Source organism: Cryobacterium algoritolerans (assembly GCF_004402785.1).
GTDB classification, from domain to species: Bacteria; Actinomycetota; Actinomycetes; order Actinomycetales; family Microbacteriaceae; genus Cryobacterium; species Cryobacterium algoritolerans.
In genome coordinates this window covers 92,551-112,218 of sequence record NZ_SOFP01000013.1, presented here as the reverse complement: position 1 = coordinate 112,218, position 19,668 = coordinate 92,551, and the positions used below count along the sequence as shown (strand labels likewise).

The window sequence follows — 19,668 nt, the reverse complement described above, 5'->3', positions numbered from 1 at the left end:
AACAACCCACAACCTCAACCGAACGAAACCAACCGGAGAGAATAACTAGCCTAGGCCTCCAGCACACCAAACTCCAACCGGAGCAGCACACCGAAAAACCATAAAACCACGGTCCCACCTGAGGCCGGGAAGCACTGCGACTTTCCGCACCTTTGGGGTACGTGAAGACACTACGGCCCCCACCCCAACCCGTCAAAACCCCGCCCCGCCCGGGCGTGTCACCCCACCCCCACCCCCACCCCGCACCCCCACCCCCGAAAGTGCACAATCCGCCCCCACAACCCCACGGGAGGGGCCAAAACTGCACCCTCGCGAATCACACACACACGCCGACGGACAAACAGCGGAACCAGAACACGCCCGCAACCACTCAGGAAAAGCGGATGCGGGCGCGCATCTACAGGGACGAAACGGGCTCAGTAGCGGTAGTGGTCGACCTTGTACGGGCCTTCGATCGGCACGCCGATGTAGGCGGACTGCTCGGGAGTGAGCACGGTCAGCTCGACGCCGAGGGCGTCAAGGTGCAGCCGGGCGACCTTCTCGTCGAGGTGCTTCGGCAACACGTAGACGCCGACCGGGTACTTCTCCGGGTAGCAATACAGCTCGATCTGGGCGAGCACCTGGTTGGTGAACGAGTTGCTCATCACGAAGGAGGGGTGCCCGGTGGCGTTGCCCAGGTTCATCAGGCGTCCCTCAGAGAGCACGAGAACGCTGCGTCCGCTCGGCAGGCGCCACTCGTCCACCTGAGGCTTGATCTCGACCCTCACCGCGCCGGGCAGGGTCTCCAGCGCTGCCATGTCGATTTCGTTGTCGAAATGGCCCACGTTCGCGATGATCGCGAGATGCTTCATCCGGAGCATGTGATCGACCCCGATGACGTTGAAGTTGCCGGTGCCGCTGACGAAGATGTCGACCTGATCGACGACGGATACGATCCGAGCAACCTGGAATCCGTCCATGGCGGCCTGCAGGGCATTGATCGGGTCGATCTCGCTCACGATCACCCGGGCACCCTGGCCACGGAGCGCCTCTGCGGCACCCTTGCCGACGTCACCATACCCGGCAACAAAAACCACCTTTCCGCCGATGAGCACGTCGGTGGCCCGGTTGAGTCCGTCAGGCAGCGAGTGGCGGATGCCGTACTTGTTGTCGAACTTCGACTTGGTGACCGAGTCATTGACGTTGATCGCCGGGAAGATGAGGCTGCCGGCACCGGCGAGTTCGTAAAGTCGGTGCACACCGGTCGTGGTTTCCTCGGTGACCCCGGCAATCGCTGCGGAGATGACCGTCCAGCGGTACGGGGACGTGGCCAGTGACCGACGGAGGACGTCGAGGACAACCCGGTACTCGTGGCTGTCGGACTCACTCGTCGCGGGCACCGCTCCGGCCTGCTCGAATTCGCGGCCCTTGTGCACGAGCATGGTCGCGTCGCCGCCGTCATCGAGGATCATGTTCGGGCCGGTCCAGGTCTCCCCTGCGGCAGCCGCTTCGGTACTCCAGTCGAAGATCTGCTCGGTGCACCACCAGTAGTCCTCCAGCGTTTCGCCCTTCCAGGCGAAGACAGGAACGCCGGCCGGAGCCTCGGGGGTGCCCGTGGGTCCGACCGCAATGGCCGCGGCCGCGTCGTCCTGGGTGGAGAAGATGTTGCAGCTGGCCCAGCGAACCTGCGCGCCGAGGGCGACGAGCGTCTCGATCAGCACGGCGGTCTGCACCGTCATGTGCAGGGAGCCCGCGATGCGGGCGCCGGCGAGTGGCTTCGATTCGCCGAATTCGGCTCGGAGGGCCATCAGCCCGGGCATCTCGTTCTCGGCGAGGCGGAGTTGGTGGCGGCCGGCCTCGGCGAGCTCCGGATTGGCGATCCGGAAGGCGGGCACAGTGGACGAAGGGGATGCGACGACAGTCATGTGACTATCCTGCCATCCCCTGCCTGTGCGAATTCGACGGAGATTTTCGCGAGAACGCTCCCGAGAAGGCTCTCTGGGGCGGAATCAGCCAGAATCTCCGTCGAATTCGACCTGGAACAGCGGTCAGCGGTTGGAGCCCACCGGTTCCGGCTCGTCGACGGAGTCCGTTCCGGCTCCGGCTCCGGTGCCGGTGCCGGTGCCGGTGCCGGTGCCGGTGCTGGTGCCGGTGCCGGTGCCAAGGGCGGGTTCCGCGTCATTGCCGGCCACGGCAGCCGTTTCGCCGGCGGCCGTCCCAGGACGGGTGTCGCCGCGGTACCGCCACAGGCCGATCCCGGCCACGACGGCAGCCAGGAGAAGCGACATCAGAAGTTCCTGCCTGGTCTTCTCGAGAACGGCCATCCCGACCAGCAGGGCGACGATGCTGATGATGGCGAACCAGGTGAGGTAGGGGAAGGCCCACATCTTCAGGGAAAGCCGGCCGGCGGCCTCTGCGCCCATCCGGCGGCGGAGAATGAGCTGGGAAACGGCGATGACCAGCCAGACCAGCAGGGCGATCGCACCCGACGTGTTCACGAGGAACAGGAAGACGGTGTCAGGGGCGAGGTAGTTGAGCCCCACCGTGATGAAGCCGACCACGGTCGAGGCCAGGACTGCGGTACGGGGCACGCCTCTGGTTGACACCCGGGACCAGGCGGCCGGCGCGTCGCCGCGCACGGAGAGGGAGAACAGCATCCGGCTGGCCGTGTACAGCCCGGAGTTCAGGCAGGAGAGCACGCTGGTCAGCACGATGACGTCCATGATCGCGCCGGCGCCCGGGATGCCGTAGAGCTCGATCACCGCGACATAGGGGCTCTTGGCAACCGACGCGCTGTCCCAGGGCAACAGGGTGACGACGATGGCGATGGAGCCGATGTAGAAGATGAGGATGCGCCAGACGGTGGACTTGACCGCTTTCTTCACGGCGTCGACGGGATTCTCGGACTCGCCGGCCGCGATCGTGGCGATCTCGGCGCCGAAGAAGGAGAACACGACCACGAGAACGCCGCCGAGGACCGCGCCGCTGCCGCTGGGGAAGAAACCCCCGCGTCCGGTGAGGTTGCGGAGACCCGGCGCGTCGAGACCGGGCATCAGGCCGAGGATGGCGACGACGCCGAGCAGCAGGAAGATCGCGATGGCGGCAACCTTGATCGACGCGAACCAGAACTCGAATTCACCGAACATCTTCACGGAGGCAACATTGGTGAGGGTCAGCAGCACCATCAGCACCAGGGCCCACACCCATTGGTCGACCGCCGGGATCCAGCGGTGGACGATCGCGGCGCCCGCCGTGGCCTCGATGCCGAGCACGATGATCCAGAACCATGCGTACAACCAGCCGATGCTCAGGCCGGCCCAGCGCCCGAGCGCTTTGTCGGCGTAGCTGGAGAAGGAGCCGGTCTCCGGATGGGCGGCTGCCATCTCCCCCAGCATCCGCATGACCAGGATCACGACGAGGCCGGCCGCGGCGTAGGCGACGAGGATGCCCGGTCCGGCCTGTTGGATGGCCGCGCCTGAGCCGACGAACAGGCCCGCGCCGATCACCCCGGCGATCGCGATCATCGAGAGATGGCGAGGCTTGAGCGTGCGGGCAAGCTGGCGGTCGCTCCCTCCCGTCGTCGCCGGCGAATGGTCGATTTTCGGCAGGAATGCCATCTGACTCCGTAGTCATTATGAACAGCGCGCGGCGATGGTGCGCCCGGCGGCCGTTCGGGTGGGGATGCGTCCAGTCAATATACGTCAGCGCCACGGCAGCCCGCGCCACACACGCGGGCCGAAACCTGACCGGAACCCAACGCGATGGGCGCGGACGCCGTTAGCGCCTACTCGCGAGGCTGGGCCCCCATCGTGCGCAGGCGCACGAGCTGCCAGCCCTGCGGGGCCGAGGTGAGGCGCGCATGCCGCTCGCACAGGTCGAAACTGTGCGGCTCCCGGACCAGGGAGAGCGGCCCGAGCACGGCCATCGAATCGCCGTAGTCGAAGGTGAGGGTCGCCACGGACTCGTCCGGGCAGGCGACGCGGGAACAGGGCCTGAGAGACATTGCTCTCAGGCTACCGCCACCGCGCCGGAACTAGGATGTGACCATGTCCCGAATCCGCCGCGCCGCCGCACCGACGCCCGCGCCGACGCAGCGCAGCCAGGGCCGTGACCGGCACGGCCGCGGCATCCGCAGCTCGGTCACCGGCCCATTTCTGCCACCGCTGCAGACCCGGATCACCCAGTTCGACATGACGGTGGCGTCGACCATCGACTATCTGCGCTCGGTCTGGCCGGACGAACTCAGCGACGTGACCTTCGAGGTTGCGGCCGGACCGTACTCGGTGATCCCCGGCGTCGGGGTCGAGCGCTGGACAGTGACCGCGGCAGAACGCCGGATCGTGTTCTACCGGCTGCCGATCCAGCGCCTCACCCGGCTGCACCGCAACGACGACCTCCACCGCAGGATGGTCATCGAGAGCTGCGTGTTCCGCGCGATCGCCGAACTGCTCGGCAAGGACCCCTGGGACCTTGCACCGGACCGGTTCCGCCACTTCTAGGAGAAATGCGCGCCCTGGGCGAACGCGCGCGCAGCCCCTGCCTTGCCCGGCGGCCGAGGATTCCTCGGCCGCTTTTTCGTGTCCCGGCGCCCGGATGCCACCGCCATCACGGCTGAATCACGGCGAATTCATGCGGCCGAATAGAAATATCTGAATCAATTTGGTTTTTTTCCAAACCGATTCGACGTTCGAACCGAACCCCTGTCAGCACCAAAAGCTGCTCCACCTTCACAGCAACACCCCACAGACCAACCACACAGACAAAGGATCACACCATGCGTTCATTCTCCAAGGCCACCATCAGCCTCGCCACTGCCGGACTGCTCATCGCCGGCCTCGCAGCATGCTCCAGCAGCGCCGAGGCCAACGGGTCAGCCGCAAAGCCGTCCGCCTCCTCCTCCGCAGAGGCCACCCCGAAGCCCGTCGCCTCGATCCCCTCGCTCAAGGGCGTCGACACCGCCGTTCTCCTCGACGCGGGCTTCGCCACGGCGCTGACCAGCCTGGGCCTGACCCCCGGCACCGTCGGAACCGCCACCCTGGTCGACGGCAGCCTGCACTTCCCGATCACCGGCGGAAACGTGGACTACTACAACCCGAAAGAGAGCTACCGTCCGTTCGTCCAGGGTTCGATCAAGCACGAGGGTTCCGGCTTCTCGCTGACCGCGGGCGACACGAAGGTCGAACTGACCAATTTCACCATCGACCCGGGTTCGTCGAAGCTGTTCGGTGACGTCAGCGTCAACGGAACCTCCGCGGCCACCCAGGTGCTGCTCTTCAACCTCTACGGTGGCACGCTCAAGCCGCTGCAGATGGACGGCGACAACGCCATCCTCGAGGGCACCACCGTGCACATCTCCGCCGAGGCCGCCGGCCTGCTGAACAGCACGTTCAAGACGGAGGCCGTCGCAGACCAGCTCCTCGTGGGCATCGCGAAGATCACCGTCGCGACCAAGTAACCCGGCTGCGACCCACGTCGCGCAACAAATGGCGTCTTCGTCCCCTCGACGAAGACGCCTTTTGCGCGCCTCCGACCGATCGGGCGGCTCCGACCGATCGGGCGGCTCCGACCGCGACCGACTCGGCCCGAGTGCCTTCACCGGCGGGACTCCCCCGGAGCGGCCGCCTGCGGAACAGGCGTTTGACCGCACCTGGACCGGCCCGACGAAGCGACACAGCGACGATGAGGATGACTGCCGCGGCGAGGGTCACGCGGGTCAGTTGCACGGACGGGAACAGCATCCGGATACTGAGAGCGAGCGGCACGGCGAGCCACTCCCACCGGCCGCTCAGGGCGATGAACGGCACGAGCAGCAGGGCGTACCACGGGTAGCGGGGGCTCAGGATGACCAACGTGCTGCCGATCATCACGAGCTGGCCGAGCCAGGGCCTGGCCGGGTCGGTCTTCCACAGGGTGAGTGCGGCGACGACGACCAGCAGGATGCCCACAACGATGATCGCGGCACCGCCGGGCGCGACCAGCGAGACGAGCGCGAACCGGGTGCCATCCTGGTACCCCTCCTCGGTGAGGTAGCCGGGCAGGTAGCCGAGGACGCCGATTCCGGTCGCCAGAACGTAGGGGACGTATAACAGGAGGAAGGTGACCAGGGCGGCGGTGATCACCTTCCAGCCCTGTTTTCGGAGCAGCGCCGGGGCCGCGATCACCGGGATCAACTTGGTTGCGATCGCCGCGCCGAGAGCGATGCCGCCCCGCCAATAGCGTTCCCGGGTGACCAGGAAGGCGGCGGCGAGGGTGAAGACGACACCGAGCATGTCGACGTGGGAGTTGGTGACAGCCTCGGATGCGACGAGAGGGCACCACGCCCACAGCGCCGCGTGGCGCAGGTCGATGCCGCGGCGGCGCATCCCGAACAGGAGCATCACGGTGGTGCCGATGCTGAGCAGCAGCCCGGTCAGCTGTAACGGCCAATAGGCAGGACCCGGCCCGGTGACCGCCCGCACTCCGGCGAAGAACAGTTCGGCGGCGGGCGGATAGATGGTGGGGACGCCTGTGCGGTTCAGCGCCGAGCAGAGCACATCGCCCGGCCCGCTCCGGTGCACAGTCTGGATGCGTTCGCCGACGCAGCGGGCGGTTCCGTTCGCACCGACCTGCGGCGCCGGGAACAACCAGTCCGGCCGAAGCGAGTCGAGGCGAGGGTCGGAGGGCACGTACGCGTACGGCGAGATTCCGGCGTTCGACACGATGCCGTCCCAGGCATACCGGGCCGAGTCGGTGCTGGTGTTGGGCGGCCCGATCATGGCGGCGGCGCCGATGCCGAGCGAACCGGCCAGGATGAGCACCACGACGGCCCGCCCGCGGACTCCCCGGAGCGCGATCACCGCGGCGGCGAACAGCAGCCAGGCGGCAGCGAGGGAGACGACCAGCGGCACCGTGCCCCGGCCGGGCGAGAAGAGATCGACGCTGCGCACCACAAACCCGGTGAGGACCGCGAGGGCGGCAAGGAGCAGGGAGACCACGGTGATTCGCACACTGCCATCCTGTCGGACTCCCGGGCCGGTCACCGGACGCGGGCGTGCGCGCGTCATCGAACCGTAAGGATTCCGGCCCGCCTCATCCGCTCGAAACTGGTGCAATGGAACATGCGCCGTTTACTGTACGAAGCCCAGCGATCCCTGGCGTCGCCGGTGCGCAACCCGCGGATGGCGACGGTCATCGGCCGTCTGCTCGGCGCCGCGTTCCTGGTCTGTTTCGGTACCGGGCTGTACAGCCATTTCCTCCAGCAGCCGCTGCCGGGGATGCGCTTGCCCACCCGGCCCGAATTCCTCTACCAGTTCACCGAGGGTACCCACATCATCGCCGGGATCGCGTGCTTCCCGTTGCTGCTGGCCAAGCTCTACATCGTGTTTCCCGACCTCTTCGCCTACCCGCCGGTGCGTTCCTTCGTGCACCTTCTCGAACGGGCGTCGACCGCCCTGTTCGTGGGTGCGTCGCTCCTGCAGATCACGATCGGGCTGATCAACACGTATCACTGGTACCCGTGGCCGTTCCCGTTCCGGCAGGTGCACTTCGCGCTGGCCTGGGTGCTGATCGGTTCGCTGGCCCTGCACATCGGCATCAAGCTGCCGATCATCGCACGGTTCTGGCGCAAACGCGCCGACTACGGACCGGGCACCGACCACCTCACCGATGCGGTGCCGGTCGAACGTGTCGCGGGCAGCGAGGCCGAGCGCCTGTGGGGCAGCAGCCGGCCGACCGGCCTGACCGGTCGGCTCATTGCTTACCTGGACGCCACCCCGCCGGCCGACGAGAAGGTGAGCCGTCGGGGTTTTCTCGCCACGGTCGGCGTCGCCGTCGCCACCGTTGTCGGACTGACCGCCGGCCAGACGTTTGCCCCGCTCGATGCTGTGAACGTCTTCGGCCCCCGCAAGAAAGGGGTCGGCCAGCAGGGTGTTCCGGTCAACCGCACCTCGAAGCAAGCGAATGTGACCGAGGCGGTCATCGCCGGCTGGACGCTCACGGTCGTCCACGGCGGCCTGGAACGCAGTTTCACCAGGGCCGAGCTGGAACGGATGCCCCAGACAGAGGTCACGCTCCCGATCGCCTGCGTCGAGGGCTGGAGCCAGATGGCCACCTGGCGCGGCGTTCGGCTGCGCGACCTGGCAGACCTGGTGGGCGCCGGCGAGGAGACCTCGTTCACGCTGGTCAGCCTCGAGGAGCGCGGCAGTTTTCGGCAGACCCAGATGGGCCCGGAGTACGTGCGGGACCCGCTCACCCTGGTGGCCCTCGAGCTCAATGGTGAAACCCTCGATCTCGAGCACGGCTACCCGGCACGGATGATCGCGCCCGGCCGGCCCGGAGTCCTGCAGACGAAATGGCTGAGTCGAATCGAGGCGATCACCGCATGAACCAGGCCAGCACACCATCAAACGCCCTGACGGCGGAGCAGGCAGCGCCCCGCCCGGGCATGCGCGTGGCGCGGGCCATCCTCATCCTGCTCGGCGTCGCCGGCCTCGCCTGGGGTGCCTGGGTTCTGGTCGACACCGTGCGGATCGCCCGGCTTCCCGGCCTGGCCCTCTGGGTCGGGGCGGCGATCGTCGTGCACGACGCCGTCATCGCCCCCCTGGTGCTCTTCGCCGGGGTGCTGCTGCGACGTGCCGGCCGGCGTCTCGCCGGCACGGTCGTCACCGTCCTTCAGGGCACGATCGTGCTGGGTTCGATCATGACGCTGATCGTTGTTCCCGAGATCGTGGCCCAGGGGCTGGACCCGAAGAACCCCACCGTGCTTCCCCTGGACTACGGCACCAACCTGGCCGTTTTCTGGGTCGTGATCGCGGGGGTGGCCACGGCGGTGTCGGCCGCGCTCTACGCGCGCAACAGCCGGGCCGATCGTCGGTTGTCGCTCTAAGCGCGCAGCAGCCGGGCGAACCAGCGGCCGTCGAGTCGCCAGTCCTCAGCCACGACCAGTCCGGCGTCGCCGGCGCGGTCCCGCAGGCCCGCCAGGCCCAGCTCGGCCCAGGGAAAGACCGCGCTACTGCCACCGTAGGCATCCTCGATCGTGCCGTCGTAGCGGTCGTCCGTGTCCGGGTCGTGGCTCAGCTCCACCAGCAGCGCGCCGTCCGGGGCGAGCAGGGCTGCGCAGCGGGCCAGCAGTGCAGACGGGTCGCCGCCGATCCCGATGTTGCCGTCAACGAGCAGCGCAGCCGCCCACGCGCCCTCGAGCGGCATCGGGTCGAAGACGCTCCGACGGAGCACGCTCAGCCCTGAATCCACGGCCATTCGCACGGCGGCCGCCGACACATCGATGCCGAGGGCGGAGAGTCCGAGGCCCATGGCCGCGCGCACCATCCGACCGGGCCCGCAGCCGATATCGAGCACCGGACCGGTGATTCCGGCGAGCAGGCGGAGGTCGGTGGCGTCGGCATCCGCGCTCCACCGTCCGGCATCGATCACGAACGGCTCGGCGTGCGGTTCTGCACGGGTACGGCGCAGGTAGAGCACGTTCTCGGCGTTCTCCAGCGCCGCTGCATATGGCTCGGCCCCGCCGGCGCCGAAGGTCGACGGTTCGAACAGATCGTGCCGGGGCTCGGTCTGTGCCAGGAACGTCATCGAGTCGTGCCTTTCTCGCTCGGCGCGAGCATCGCGGCCAGCGCCCGGGCGAAACCGCCGCCGGGCGCGATCCCCGCGACGGTGTGAGCGTCGTCGATGGTGTCGACATCGGTGAGGGTGGGGAGGAACACCACGTGCAGGCCCGCCGTGCGCAACCGGTCCAGCTGGCGGGCACCGGTGTCCTCACGTGACATCGGGATGCCGCGAATCAGGTCCCCGTCCGGCTCGGCGAGCGCGAGCGCCCAGAATCCGCCGTCGTCGGCCAAGCCGAACCAGGCGTCCACATCGTCGGTCCAGTCGGTGAAGACCGGTTCGAGGAGCGCAGTGGTGACCTGCGGCGTGTCCATCCCGATCAGAACGGTCGGTTCGTCGCAGTGGTCGAAGATCGCGGCCAGGCGTTCGTCTAGGCCCCCTGCGACCTGGGGCAGGATCTCGTAGCCCGCGGCCGCCCGAGGCGGCACGATGCCGTCGAATGCCAGGATGCGCCGCGTGGCCGGCAGTTTCGACCCGGCCCGCAGCGTGTCGTCGAGGCTCGCGGCGGCGAGCTCGGCCGCCTGGGCGAGGCTGAGCGGCGGGTGCAGCCTGGTCTTGACCTTGCCGGGCAGGCATTCCTTGGCGATGACGACCAGGATCGTCATCGGCGCGTCTCCCTCAGGAGGGCTGACATGTCCCGGATCGCGGTCAGCGTTCCCCGCACTGTGCCGGTCACCTTGCTGCGACCGACCCTCGGCGAATAGGTGGTGTCCACTTCGCGGATGCGCCAGCCGGCATCCGCTGCACGCAGGAACATCTCCAGGGGGTAGCCGCTGCGGCGGTCCCTGAGGTCGAGGGAGAGCAGGTCTTCGCGGCGCGCGGCGCGCATGGGGCCGAGATCATGGATGTTCACACCGGTTATTCGGCGCAGTCGCCAAGACAGACTGGTATTCGCAATCCGGTTGTGCCAAGGCCAGGCCTTCTGCGTGCTTGCCCGGCGCCGACCGAGCACCAGGTCGGCTTCGCTCGCCCGTACCGGGTCCACGACCAGAGGGAGCTCCCGGGGATCCATCGACGCGTCGGCATCGCAGAACGCGACGATCGGCGCGGTCGCCGCCAGCAGGCCGGCATGGGCAGCAGCCCCGAATCCGCGCCGCTCCTCGTGCACCACCAGGGCCCCGGCGGCGGCCGCGATCGCAGCAGATCCGTCGGTGGAGCCGTTGTCGACCACGATTGCGCGGTATCCCTCCGGCAGTCGGGAAAGCACCCACGGCAGGGCGCCGGCTTCGTTCAGGCACGGCAGCACGAGGTCCACCTGGATCAGAGTCATGATTTGACACTATGGCGGCGGAGAGCCCCGATCGGCCCAGGAAGATTACAGGCTGAGGAAGAATCGGGCTTGGGGCAGCGCGGCTCTATCCTGAGATCGTGACTTCTTCAGCAGGACTCCAGGACCGGCGCGTTCTCGTCATCGATGACGATCCCACGGTCTCCGAGATCGTCAGCCGTTACCTGCGTACCGCCGGTTTCATCGTTGACGAGGCCCCGGACGGACCGGACGGGCTCCGCAAGGCGGAAGAGCTGCGACCCGACCTGGTCGTGCTCGACCGAATGCTGCCCCTGCTGGACGGCATCGAGGTCTGCCGGAGGATCCGGGCCAACTGGTCGATCCCGGTGATCATGCTCACGGCGCTCAACCAGGAGGAGGACCGGATCGATGGCCTGGAGGCGGGCGCCGACGATTATCTGGCCAAACCGTTCTCGCCGCGCGAACTGGTGCTTCGCGTGCAGTCGGTGCTGCGCCGCAGCGCCGCGGGGTTCGTGCCGGAGGGGCTGGTCACCATCGGTGATTTCGCGCTGGACTCCTCCGCTCATGAAGTGCGACTGAACGGCCAGCCCCTGGTGCTCACCGCCCGCGAATTCGACCTGCTCGCCTACCTGATCTGGCGGCCGCACAAGGTACTGAGCCGGGAGGACCTGCTGCGTTCGGTCTGGGGCTGGGAATTCGGCGACCTGTCCACGGTCACCGTGCACGTGCGCCGACTGCGGGAGAAGATCGAGGCTGACTCGGCGCATCCGCTGCTGCTGAACACGGTCTGGGGGGTCGGCTACCGGTTCGACCCGGTGCCTCTCGGCCGCCCGGACGCGGCGCCGGAGGAAAGGAGATCTTGATGTCCCTGGACGTGTTGCCCACCGTGGCCCTCTTCGCGCTCGCCAGTGCGGTCGTCGTCGGCGCGCTGGGCCTGCTGGCCCTGCGGATGCTGTCCCGCGCCTCCCTCGTGCTGCAGCTGATGGTCGTCGCCCTGGCCGCCGTGGTCTCCGTGGTCGGCGGGATGGCTGCGGTCGCCTCGCAGATGTACGTCTCCAAACACGACGTCACGGTTTTCTACGGGGTCGCCGGGGTGGCCGGCCTCGTGTCGCTGGCCATGGCCGCGGTGCTCGGCCGCAGCCTGGTGCGAGAGGGCCGTGCGCTGCGCTCGGCCGCGGCGAGCATCGGCCGCGGTGAACGGGTCGTTGCGGCGGAACGGCACAGCAACACGGAGTTCGCGGCGCTGGCCGGCGAGCTGGCGGCGACGGGCGAGCGCCTGGCCGAGTCCCGGGCGAGGGAGAACCGGGTGGAGGAGTCCCGCCGGGAACTCATCGCCTGGATCTCGCACGACCTGCGTACGCCGTTGGCGGGCATCCGGGCGATGGCCGAGGCCCTCGAGGACGGCATGGCGGAGGACCCCCACCGGTATTACGCGCAGATGCGCGGCCAGGTCGACCGGCTCTCCGGGATGGTCGACGACCTGTTCGAGCTGTCCAGGATCCACTCCGGCACGCTGCGGCTGGCCGTGGAACCGGTCTCCCTCTACGATCTGATCAGCGACACCGTTGCCGGGTTCTGGCCGGTCGCCCAGGCGAAGTCCCTCGACCTCCGGTTCGAAGGCGAGACCGGTCTGACCATCCTCGCCGACCCACGCGAGCTGTCACGGGTGGTCGGGAACCTGGTCATGAATGCGATCCAACATTCCCCGGCCGGCCTGGCGATCGTGGTGTCCGTCACCGAGAACGACGACGGACGCGCCGTCATCTCCGTGCAGGACTCCGCCGGCGGCATCCCGGAGCAGGACCTCGGCCGGGTCTTCGAGGCCGGCTGGCGCGCAAGCGAACCGCGCACCCCGGCGTCGGAGCCGACCAGGTCCGGCGGGGCGGGACTCGGGCTGGCAATCGTGCAGGGAATCGTGCGGGCCCATCGCGGCGAGGTCGTGGTGCGGAACGTGCCGGGCGGATGCCGTTTCGACGTGCTGCTGCCCCGGCATCCGGTCGCGGCGGGCTGACCGCCCTGGGCCTGGCCCGGTGACCCGCCCGGGCCGGCCGGCTCAGCGCCGCACGGCGGCGCGCAACGGTGCGGTGGCGAATTCCTCCACACCGTGCTCGAAGCTGACCGTCGGGGACCAGCGGAGTTCGGTGCGGATGCGTTCGGACGACGCGGTGATGTGTCGTACGTCGCCGAGCCGGAACTCCCCGGTGACCACCGGATCAGGCCCGCCGGAGGCGCGGCTGAGTGCCTCGGCCATGTCACCGATGGTGTGCACCGTGCCGCTGCCGACGTTGAAGGCACGGAAGGTGGACGCCGGGCTGTCGCCGGTCCAGTCGAGTGCGGCCAGGTTGGCCGAGGCGATGTCCGCGACGTGCACGAAGTCACGGCGCTGGGCCCCGTCTTCGAAGACGCGGGGAGCCTCGCCGCGCTCCAGGGCCGAACGGAACAGCGAGGCGACACCGGCGTACGGCGTGTTCTGCGGCATCCCGGGGCCGTAGACGTTGTGGTAGCGAAGGGCGGCGACCCGGCCACCGGTCGCTCGCGCCCATGCGGATGCCAGGTATTCCTGGGCGAGCTTGGTGGCAGCGTAGACGTTGCGCGGGTCGAGCGGGTCCCGTTCGGTGGTGAGTACGGGTTCGAGCCGTTCGCCGGTGACCTCGTCGACCGGATCGAAGACGCCGGCCGCCAGGTCCGCGGCCCGGCGCGGCCCCGGCCTCGCCGGGCCGCGAGAACCGCGGAAGCTGCCCTCACCGTAGACGACCATCGACGAGGCCAGCACCAACCGGTCGATTCCGGCCGCCGTCATCTCTGCAAGGAGCACGGCCGTGCCCACCTCGTTGCTCCTGACGTAGTCGGGGGCGTCGGAGAAGTCCACGCCAAGCCCGACCTTCGCGGCCTGGTGGCAGACGAGGTCGATGTCCCGCAGCGCGATGGCGACGACGCCGGGATCGGTCACATCGCCGACGATGACGTCGACCCGCGGGTCGACGTCGGGCAGCGCCCCGTGCACGTCGCTGCGGAGGGAGTCGAGCACTCGTACGCTCCACCCGCGTTCGAGCGCCGCGGTGACGACGGCGCCGCCGATGAAACCGGCACCGCCGGTGACGAGAAGGCGCGGGGCGTTCACAGCGGCAGCCCGTGTCCCGTGGACGCCGGCCTGGCGAGCACGGCGGCGACCTGCTCGGGGTCGACCAGCCGACGGGGAGCGAAGTCGCCGGGGATTGCGCCCAGGATCGCGTCAATGGCGGCGAGGATTCGCGGCTGGGCGTCGGCGAGCCGGGCGAAGACGAGCGTGGCGGAGACGGCATCCGCGTCAGCCCCCTCTTCCGGTGACAGCCCCGCGTCGGCGTCGGTGACGAAGGACAGGTTGACCGTTCCGATGTTCAACTCGGAGGCGAGCACCACCTCGGGGTACTGGGTCATGTTGACGATGTGCGCCCCGGCGGCCCGGAACCAGAGAGACTCGGCCCGGGTGGAGAACCGGGGACCCTGGATCACGACGACGGTGCCGGACGGCACGAAGTCTTCCGCGAGGCTGCCGAGGGCTGCGATTGCGGTGCGGCGCAGGATCGGGTCGAACGGGTCGGCCGCGGCAAGGTGGGCCACGCTCCCCCGGTCGAAGAACGTGTCTGCGCGGCCGGACGTGCGGTCGATGAACTGGTCGGTCACAACGAGGAGGCCCGGCGGGTACTCGGGGCTGACGCCGCCGACGGCCGAGGACGAGATGATCCCGGTGACGCCGAGTGAGGCGAGGGCCCAGATATTCGCCCGATAGTTGATCAGGTGCGGGGCCTCGGTGTGCCCGCCGCCGTGCCGGGGCAGGAACGCGACCCGTCGGCCGGCGCGCTCACCAATGGTGATCGGAGCCGAGGGAGGGCCGTACGGCGTGTCGACCTCGACCGACGTGGACGTTCCGGCGTCGAACAGCCGGTAGAGGCCGGAGCCTCCGATCACGGCGATGGCGACCGACTCGATCAGCGGAGGTCGGATTGGGGAGTCGGTGGTGGTGGTCACTGCTGGCTCCAGAGGTTCGAGGGACACGTCCGACCAGTCTGCCAGCACCGACCGCGGTCGCGGGGCCCTGCGTGGGGCCACGTTGCCGTGAGAGTGGGCGGACAGTGCGGGTTGTCGATCAGTGCGAACAACCGTTCAGTGGGGGTAGACCTGGATCGGAGCGGCCAGGGGCCCGGCCTGACTAAGCGTGAAGGATGACACCAACCCGGCACCGGAGTAGCCGACCGAGGCGAGCGTGGTTCGACCGCCGGACACGCGATAGCGAGCGGATGCCGCAAGCGGCAGCGTCCCGGACCCGCCGGCCGGCACGGTCACCATGACCGGCGGTCCCGTCTCGGGGGTCGCGGTGTAGGTCGCGTCCGCATCGCCGGTGTTCACGAGGTGGAGCGCTGGTCCAGGTCCGGGGGCGACGGCGACGAGGAAGTCATCGGCGAGGGTTCCGGATGCCGCGAACAAGGCGAAGTCCTTGCCGGCGGTTCCGACCGAGGGGGCCTGGGCTGCGGCCACGATCGGCTGGTCCGACCTGAGTTCGACCGAGTAGGCCCCAGGCGCGAGTCCGGCCAGCGGCACGTCCGTGCCGATTCCCGGCTGGATCTCCACCTGCACCGAGGAACCGGCAGGCTTGCCCTTATCGCTTTCGATACCGACTTGTTGTCCGCTTTCGCTTACGACACCGAGCTGCACGGTCGCCGCGGTGTCGCCGGGAACGAGAATCCGCACCGACGGGATGTCGTCGGCGATCCCGCTGCTATCCGTCGCCGCAGCGGCCGCCTGATTAGTGACAAGCAGCCCGGCGATGCGCTGGGTGCGCCCCGGCCCGGCGGACGGCCCCAATATGTCGACGCCACCCGGTTCAATGCCCCGGACGATGCTTTGTTGAAGGGACGCGGCGACCTGGCCTCCGTGGGAAGCGACGTGCACGACCGGCGTGCGGAGGTTCGGGGCCAGGCCCGCGAGGGATACGATCCGCTGGGAGCCTGGCTGGACCAGGATTCCGGTCGACCCGGGCGCGATGACCTGGCCGGCCTCGCCATAGACCGTCAGGTCGACGGTCGCGACGACTGTGCTGGGATTGCTGAGTAGCACGAGGCTGGTGCGGCCCACATCGGTGGACCCTCCGACAAGCCACGCGTCGCTGACGGCCTCGGCGCAGGCCGCCACGGCGAGGCCGGCGAGCGACTCGGCCGTGGCGGTCTGGGACTGACTCGCGGCGACGAGCGGGGCCGTGGTCGCGCCGCCCTGCACGGCTACCCGGAGCAGGCGCGGTGCGCCGTCCGCGGCGCTCTTCGCGTTGTCGGGTGCCGTGAGCTCCGTGGACGACGGACGGATCCAGTCTGACCCCGCCGAGGTCGCGTGCGCGCCGAAGGCGGCATCCGCGGGCCCGACGGAGGTGGCGGCCTGGGCCCGGCTCGAATCCTCGGCGAGGGTCAGGAGCGGTCCAGGGCACACCCGCTGCTGCTCAGTGGGTACGGGCGAGACCAGCACGGATGCCGGCGCCTTCTCGAGCGTCGGCCAGGGCACGACCGCCGCAGCGCCGACGGCGAGGACGGCGACGGCGAGGACCACCGTGCCGGCAAGGGCCCTGGCCCCGAAGAGGGCGATTCCGCGTCTACTTGGCACCGTCATCCTCCTCCTGGGGGGTCGTTGGTTCGGCAGCGCTGTCGGCCGGGCCTTCCTCGGCCGGGCCTTCCTCGGCCGGGCGCTCGGCCGGGCTTTCCTCGGCCGGGCGCTCGGCCGGGCTTTCCTCGGCCGAGGCTCCAGCGTCGGGTTCCGATCCCTCATCGTCGGCGGCATCGGGGCGGGAACCTGTTGCCGGGTCAGGTCCGGCGTCAGGCTCGGCGTCAGCCACGACGGACACCTTCGCTCTCGCGGCCCGTTTCAGTTCTCTGGCGTCTGCCTTCTTCGTCCGCGCACCGGCCCGCACGCTGTGCCGGATCGCGTCCCGGTTCGCCTGCCGCACGGCCTCCGGGCCCGCACCGGCCGGGATCGAGAGCAGCACGGTCGCCCCGATCACGATGGCCGTGACCAGCGCGAAGATCAGGCCGAGAGGACCGGCGGCGTGTCGGGGGATCTCGCCGATCGCACCGGCAACGGGCTGGGCGTCATGCCGCCAGAGCCTACCGAAGGCGGTGTCACCGACCGCAACCAGTGCGGCGTCACCGTCGAGCGCAGTGGTCGAACGCCCCGCCGTTTCAAGCGCGGCGGAGCTCACCGAGGCCGCGCTCCCCGGGCCGGTGGGGACGACAGCCGCCGGGCGCAGGAGCACGAATCGGATGCCGAAGTCGGCCAGACCGGAGGCGGCGTCCAGCCCGCTGCGCGAGGCGAGGTTGCCGGCCAGGGTCGCCAGGTCCCGTTCGGAGGCGGAGATCGCCCCTCCGGTGCTGCTCAGGGTCGATTGGTCGTCCAGGGTGGCGCCGTCACCGCGAACGATCGTGGCCAGGATGCCGCCGTCCGGCTGCGGCACGATCTGCAGGGTGCCGACGCGGGCATCCGTTCGGGCCGCGGCCGCGACGAATGCCGGCTGGGTTCGGTCGGTGCCTTCCTGCACGACACTCGTGCCGAGCGGCAGCGCCGCGACCAGGGGGGCCGCCACGATCACCAGGGCGATGACCGTGCTGACTGCAGGCGCGATCGAGAACCGCCGCATGCTGCGAAGCGCGAACACGACCGCACCGACGAGACCGATCCAGGCCACGCTGAGCCCGGCTCCCGGCCAGATGCTCACCGACTGGGATCCGATCGACGCCAGAAGCAGGTGAGTCGAGGCGACGGCGGTGCCGAGGCCGAGCAACACGGCCAGGAACGAGAAACTGGCACCGCGGGCACCGGGGAGGAACAGCGAGGCGACCGCGAGCAGAGCCAGGGGGATGAGCAGCACCGGGACGAGGATGGACGCGTGGACACCGGGCAATCCGAGCATCTCGAGCAGGGGGGTCCAGCCGCCGAGCTCACCGGTTGGGAAGCCCAGCATGAGCTGCCAGACCGAGACGCCGGCGCTCGGCACCGGTGCCCCAGGGTCGGCGAGCAGGGCGAGCCAGTTTCCGCGCAGCCCCTGGTCCCAGACCAGGGGGGCGGCGAGGGCGACCGCGGGCAGCGGGATACCCAGGTAGCGCATGACCGCTCGACCGCTGGCCAGGATGGAGACCAGCCAGGCCACCAGGAGCGCGGGGGCCAGCGACGGCGCGCAGGCGACGATCGCGGCGAACAACAGCGCAGCCGAGGCGGACGCGGACCAGGACCGAGCGGCAGCGTAGCCGGCGAAGAACAGCCACGGGAGAAGCAGATGTACGAGGATCGCGGCCGGGCGGCCCGCTGCAAGGGCGCTGAGGAACGTCGGCGCGAGGAGCCACAGGGCTGCCGCGACGGCGCGGATCGATGCGCGGTGCGACAAGCGGCTTGCCGCGAGCCAGGCACCGAGTGCCGACAGCGGAAGGGCAAGGAAGTAGAGCAGGACCAGGGCGAAGGAGGGGGACCAGAAGGTGAGCGAGCCGAGAATTGCCAGCACGGCGGCGAAGGGGTCTGCCGCGCCGACGAAGCCGAGTCCGATGTCCCGCCAGCCGTAGCCGACGCCGGCCCATAACTCGGCAGGGGTTCCCGACAAGGGAAGCAGCCCGCCGCCGGTCAGGGTGCGAGCACCGAGCAGGGGCGCCAGGATGGCGACTCCGGCGACTGCCGCGGCGATCACCGTCCAGGCTCCGCCGCCGGAGAAGAACCGGATCTCGGGCCGATCCCCCCTGGCCCCGGTGAGGCTGGCCTCGCGTTTGAGCGCGTGCCGGCGGCGCACCTCCCCCGAGGACACTCGCAGGCTGGCGATCGAGCCCCAGCCCAGCGTGCGTGTCGCGGCGAAACGGCGCCGCGCGGCCGAGACCCGGATCCCGCTGAAGGCGGCGGCGAACGCGGCCGAGAACTCGCCGACCACGGCACCGGGCTCCTTCTGCAGCAACTGGCCCACGGACCGGAACACGGCCAGGGGAACCAGGCCGAGCCAGTGCACCGGGATCATCCAGCGCGGGGAGTAGACCAGGCGGCGGTGAAGCTGGGCGGCACGCACGGCACGGACGCGCTTGCGGCGTGCCCGGCCGCGTGACGACCCGCTGGGGCCTGCCACGCCGTCGCCGGCGGACGCGATGCGTGAAGCGGCGACAACGGAGACGCGGTACCCGGCCATCCGCACGCGCACGCAGAAGTCGAGGGAGTCGTCCGCGGAGGGCAGTGCCGGGTCGAAACCGCCGAGGCGTTGCCAGACGCTGTGGCGTACGAGCATCCCGCCGGCGCTGACGGCGAGCACGTCGCTCATCCCGTCGTGCTGGCCCTGGTCCAGTTCGCTCTCGACGAGGGTAACGGTCGCGCCGCCCGGCGTCATCGACTGCCCGAATTGGTGGATGTAGTCGCGGGCGTGCCAGTCCATCACCTTCGGTCCGGCCACAGCCACCGATGGCGCGATTTCGAGCTCACCGAGCAGCGCGCCCAGGGCCCCCGGCTCGGGGGCGCTGTCCTGGGCCAGGAGCCAGAGCATCTCCCCATCGGATTCGGGGGGCGCTGTGACCCGCACGGCTGCGGCAATGGCCTCCCCGAATGTGAGGTCGGAGTCGGCCGAGATGAAGTGGGTGGGGCCGTAAGCGGCCAGAAGCGCCGCGGTGGCGTCCGTGGATCCGCAGTCAACGGTGATGACGACGTCGGGCTGGCGTGTCTGGCCGTTCAGCGCCGCGAGGGTTCTCTCGAGGTGCTTCGCGCCGTTTCGGGCAACAAGGATGGCGGTGACTCTGGCATGCATATCGGTCACAGCCTAGGTTGGGTCACGGCGTACGCCGTGGAAGCGAGGGGGCGCGCCTGAA

General features: G+C 69.4%; 17 protein-coding genes. 6 read left to right on the top strand and 11 right to left on the bottom strand.

The genetic code is table 11. The features are described 5' to 3' along the window. Window positions 1-416: 416 nt before the first annotated feature. The 3 genes from ahcY to E3O19_RS03640 all read right to left on the bottom strand — a co-directional run bounded on the left by ahcY (window position 417) and on the right by E3O19_RS03640 (window position 3,982). Window positions 417-1,904, bottom strand: a complete 1,488-nt coding sequence (gene ahcY, locus E3O19_RS03650) for an adenosylhomocysteinase (RefSeq protein ID WP_134565330.1) — start codon at window positions 1,902-1,904, stop codon at window positions 417-419. 123 nt (window positions 1,905-2,027) lie between these two features. Then, entirely contained in the window at window positions 2,028-3,596 is a 1,569-nt protein-coding gene (locus E3O19_RS03645; protein ID WP_134565328.1) for an amino acid permease, read from the bottom strand. Between the two features lie 167 nt (window positions 3,597-3,763). After that, entirely contained in the window at window positions 3,764-3,982 is a 219-nt protein-coding gene (locus E3O19_RS03640; RefSeq protein WP_134565326.1) for a DUF3499 family protein, read from the bottom strand. Between the two features lie 43 nt (window positions 3,983-4,025). Here E3O19_RS03640 and E3O19_RS03635 point away from each other — a divergent pair, with 43 nt between their 5' ends. Then, entirely contained in the window at window positions 4,026-4,478 is a 453-nt protein-coding gene (locus tag E3O19_RS03635; RefSeq protein ID WP_134565324.1) for a metallopeptidase family protein, read from the top strand. Window positions 4,479-4,753: 275 nt separating this feature from the next. Next, on the top strand, window positions 4,754-5,434 hold the full coding sequence (locus tag E3O19_RS03630; protein ID WP_134565322.1) for a hypothetical protein: 681 nt from the start codon (window positions 4,754-4,756) through the stop codon (window positions 5,432-5,434). Here the strand turns inward: E3O19_RS03630 and E3O19_RS03625 are convergent. After that, a complete protein-coding gene (locus E3O19_RS03625; RefSeq protein ID WP_134565320.1) occupies window positions 5,415-6,965 on the bottom strand; it encodes a glycosyltransferase family 87 protein in 1,551 nt (516 codons plus the stop codon). The two genes, E3O19_RS03630 and E3O19_RS03625, sit on opposite strands and share 20 nt — an antisense overlap. Window positions 6,966-7,076: 111 nt before the next feature. On the opposite strand from E3O19_RS03625, the gene E3O19_RS03620 reads away from it, so the two are divergent. Further along, window positions 7,077-8,342: a molybdopterin-dependent oxidoreductase gene (locus E3O19_RS03620; RefSeq protein WP_134565318.1), complete on the top strand. Its 1,266-nt coding sequence runs from the start codon at window positions 7,077-7,079 to the stop codon at window positions 8,340-8,342. Continuing rightward, a complete protein-coding gene (locus E3O19_RS03615) occupies window positions 8,339-8,842 on the top strand; it encodes a hypothetical protein (protein WP_134565316.1) in 504 nt (167 codons plus the stop codon). Before E3O19_RS03620 ends, E3O19_RS03615 begins: the two co-directional genes overlap by 4 nt. Here E3O19_RS03615 and E3O19_RS03610 read toward each other — a convergent pair. The 3 genes from E3O19_RS03610 to E3O19_RS03600 are packed head-to-tail and all read right to left on the bottom strand — an operon-like array spanning window position 8,839 to window position 10,846. Beyond that, entirely contained in the window at window positions 8,839-9,543 is a 705-nt protein-coding gene (locus E3O19_RS03610) for a class I SAM-dependent methyltransferase (RefSeq protein WP_134565314.1), read from the bottom strand. The two genes, E3O19_RS03615 and E3O19_RS03610, sit on opposite strands and share 4 nt — an antisense overlap. Continuing rightward, window positions 9,540-10,181, bottom strand: coding sequence for a TIGR04282 family arsenosugar biosynthesis glycosyltransferase (locus E3O19_RS03605; RefSeq protein ID WP_134565313.1), 642 nt, complete (start codon window positions 10,179-10,181; stop codon window positions 9,540-9,542). Before E3O19_RS03605 ends, E3O19_RS03610 begins: the two co-directional genes overlap by 4 nt. Continuing rightward, window positions 10,178-10,846: a glycosyltransferase family 2 protein gene (locus E3O19_RS03600; protein ID WP_134565311.1), complete on the bottom strand. Its 669-nt coding sequence runs from the start codon at window positions 10,844-10,846 to the stop codon at window positions 10,178-10,180. The genes E3O19_RS03605 and E3O19_RS03600 overlap by 4 nt, the downstream gene beginning before the upstream one ends. Before the next feature lie 98 nt (window positions 10,847-10,944). Between E3O19_RS03600 and E3O19_RS03595 the strand changes: the two genes are divergently transcribed. Both E3O19_RS03595 and E3O19_RS03590 read left to right on the top strand, forming a co-directional pair. Further along, a complete protein-coding gene (locus E3O19_RS03595; protein WP_338145063.1) occupies window positions 10,945-11,688 on the top strand; it encodes a response regulator transcription factor in 744 nt (247 codons plus the stop codon). Further along, window positions 11,688-12,836: a sensor histidine kinase gene (locus tag E3O19_RS03590; RefSeq protein ID WP_134565307.1), complete on the top strand. Its 1,149-nt coding sequence runs from the start codon at window positions 11,688-11,690 to the stop codon at window positions 12,834-12,836. Before E3O19_RS03595 ends, E3O19_RS03590 begins: the two co-directional genes overlap by 1 nt. Window positions 12,837-12,878: 42 nt before the next feature. On the opposite strand, the gene E3O19_RS03585 is transcribed toward E3O19_RS03590, so the two are convergent. From E3O19_RS03585 to E3O19_RS03570, 4 genes are all read right to left on the bottom strand, one after another. Further along, window positions 12,879-13,946 (bottom strand): NAD-dependent epimerase/dehydratase family protein, encoded by a 1,068-nt coding sequence (locus E3O19_RS03585; RefSeq protein ID WP_134565305.1) that lies wholly within the window; start codon window positions 13,944-13,946, stop codon window positions 12,879-12,881. After that, window positions 13,943-14,833, bottom strand: coding sequence for an MTAP family purine nucleoside phosphorylase (locus E3O19_RS03580; protein WP_241981167.1), 891 nt, complete (start codon window positions 14,831-14,833; stop codon window positions 13,943-13,945). The genes E3O19_RS03585 and E3O19_RS03580 overlap by 4 nt, the downstream gene beginning before the upstream one ends. Window positions 14,834-14,968: 135 nt before the next feature. After that, the gene (locus tag E3O19_RS03575; RefSeq protein ID WP_134565303.1) at window positions 14,969-16,453 is read right to left on the bottom strand and encodes a DUF5719 family protein; all 1,485 of its coding nucleotides are present in this window, start codon (window positions 16,451-16,453) and stop codon (window positions 14,969-14,971) included. Continuing rightward, entirely contained in the window at window positions 16,443-19,607 is a 3,165-nt protein-coding gene (locus E3O19_RS03570; protein ID WP_134565302.1) for a glycosyltransferase, read from the bottom strand. Before E3O19_RS03570 ends, E3O19_RS03575 begins: the two co-directional genes overlap by 11 nt. Window positions 19,608-19,668 lie beyond the last annotated feature (61 nt).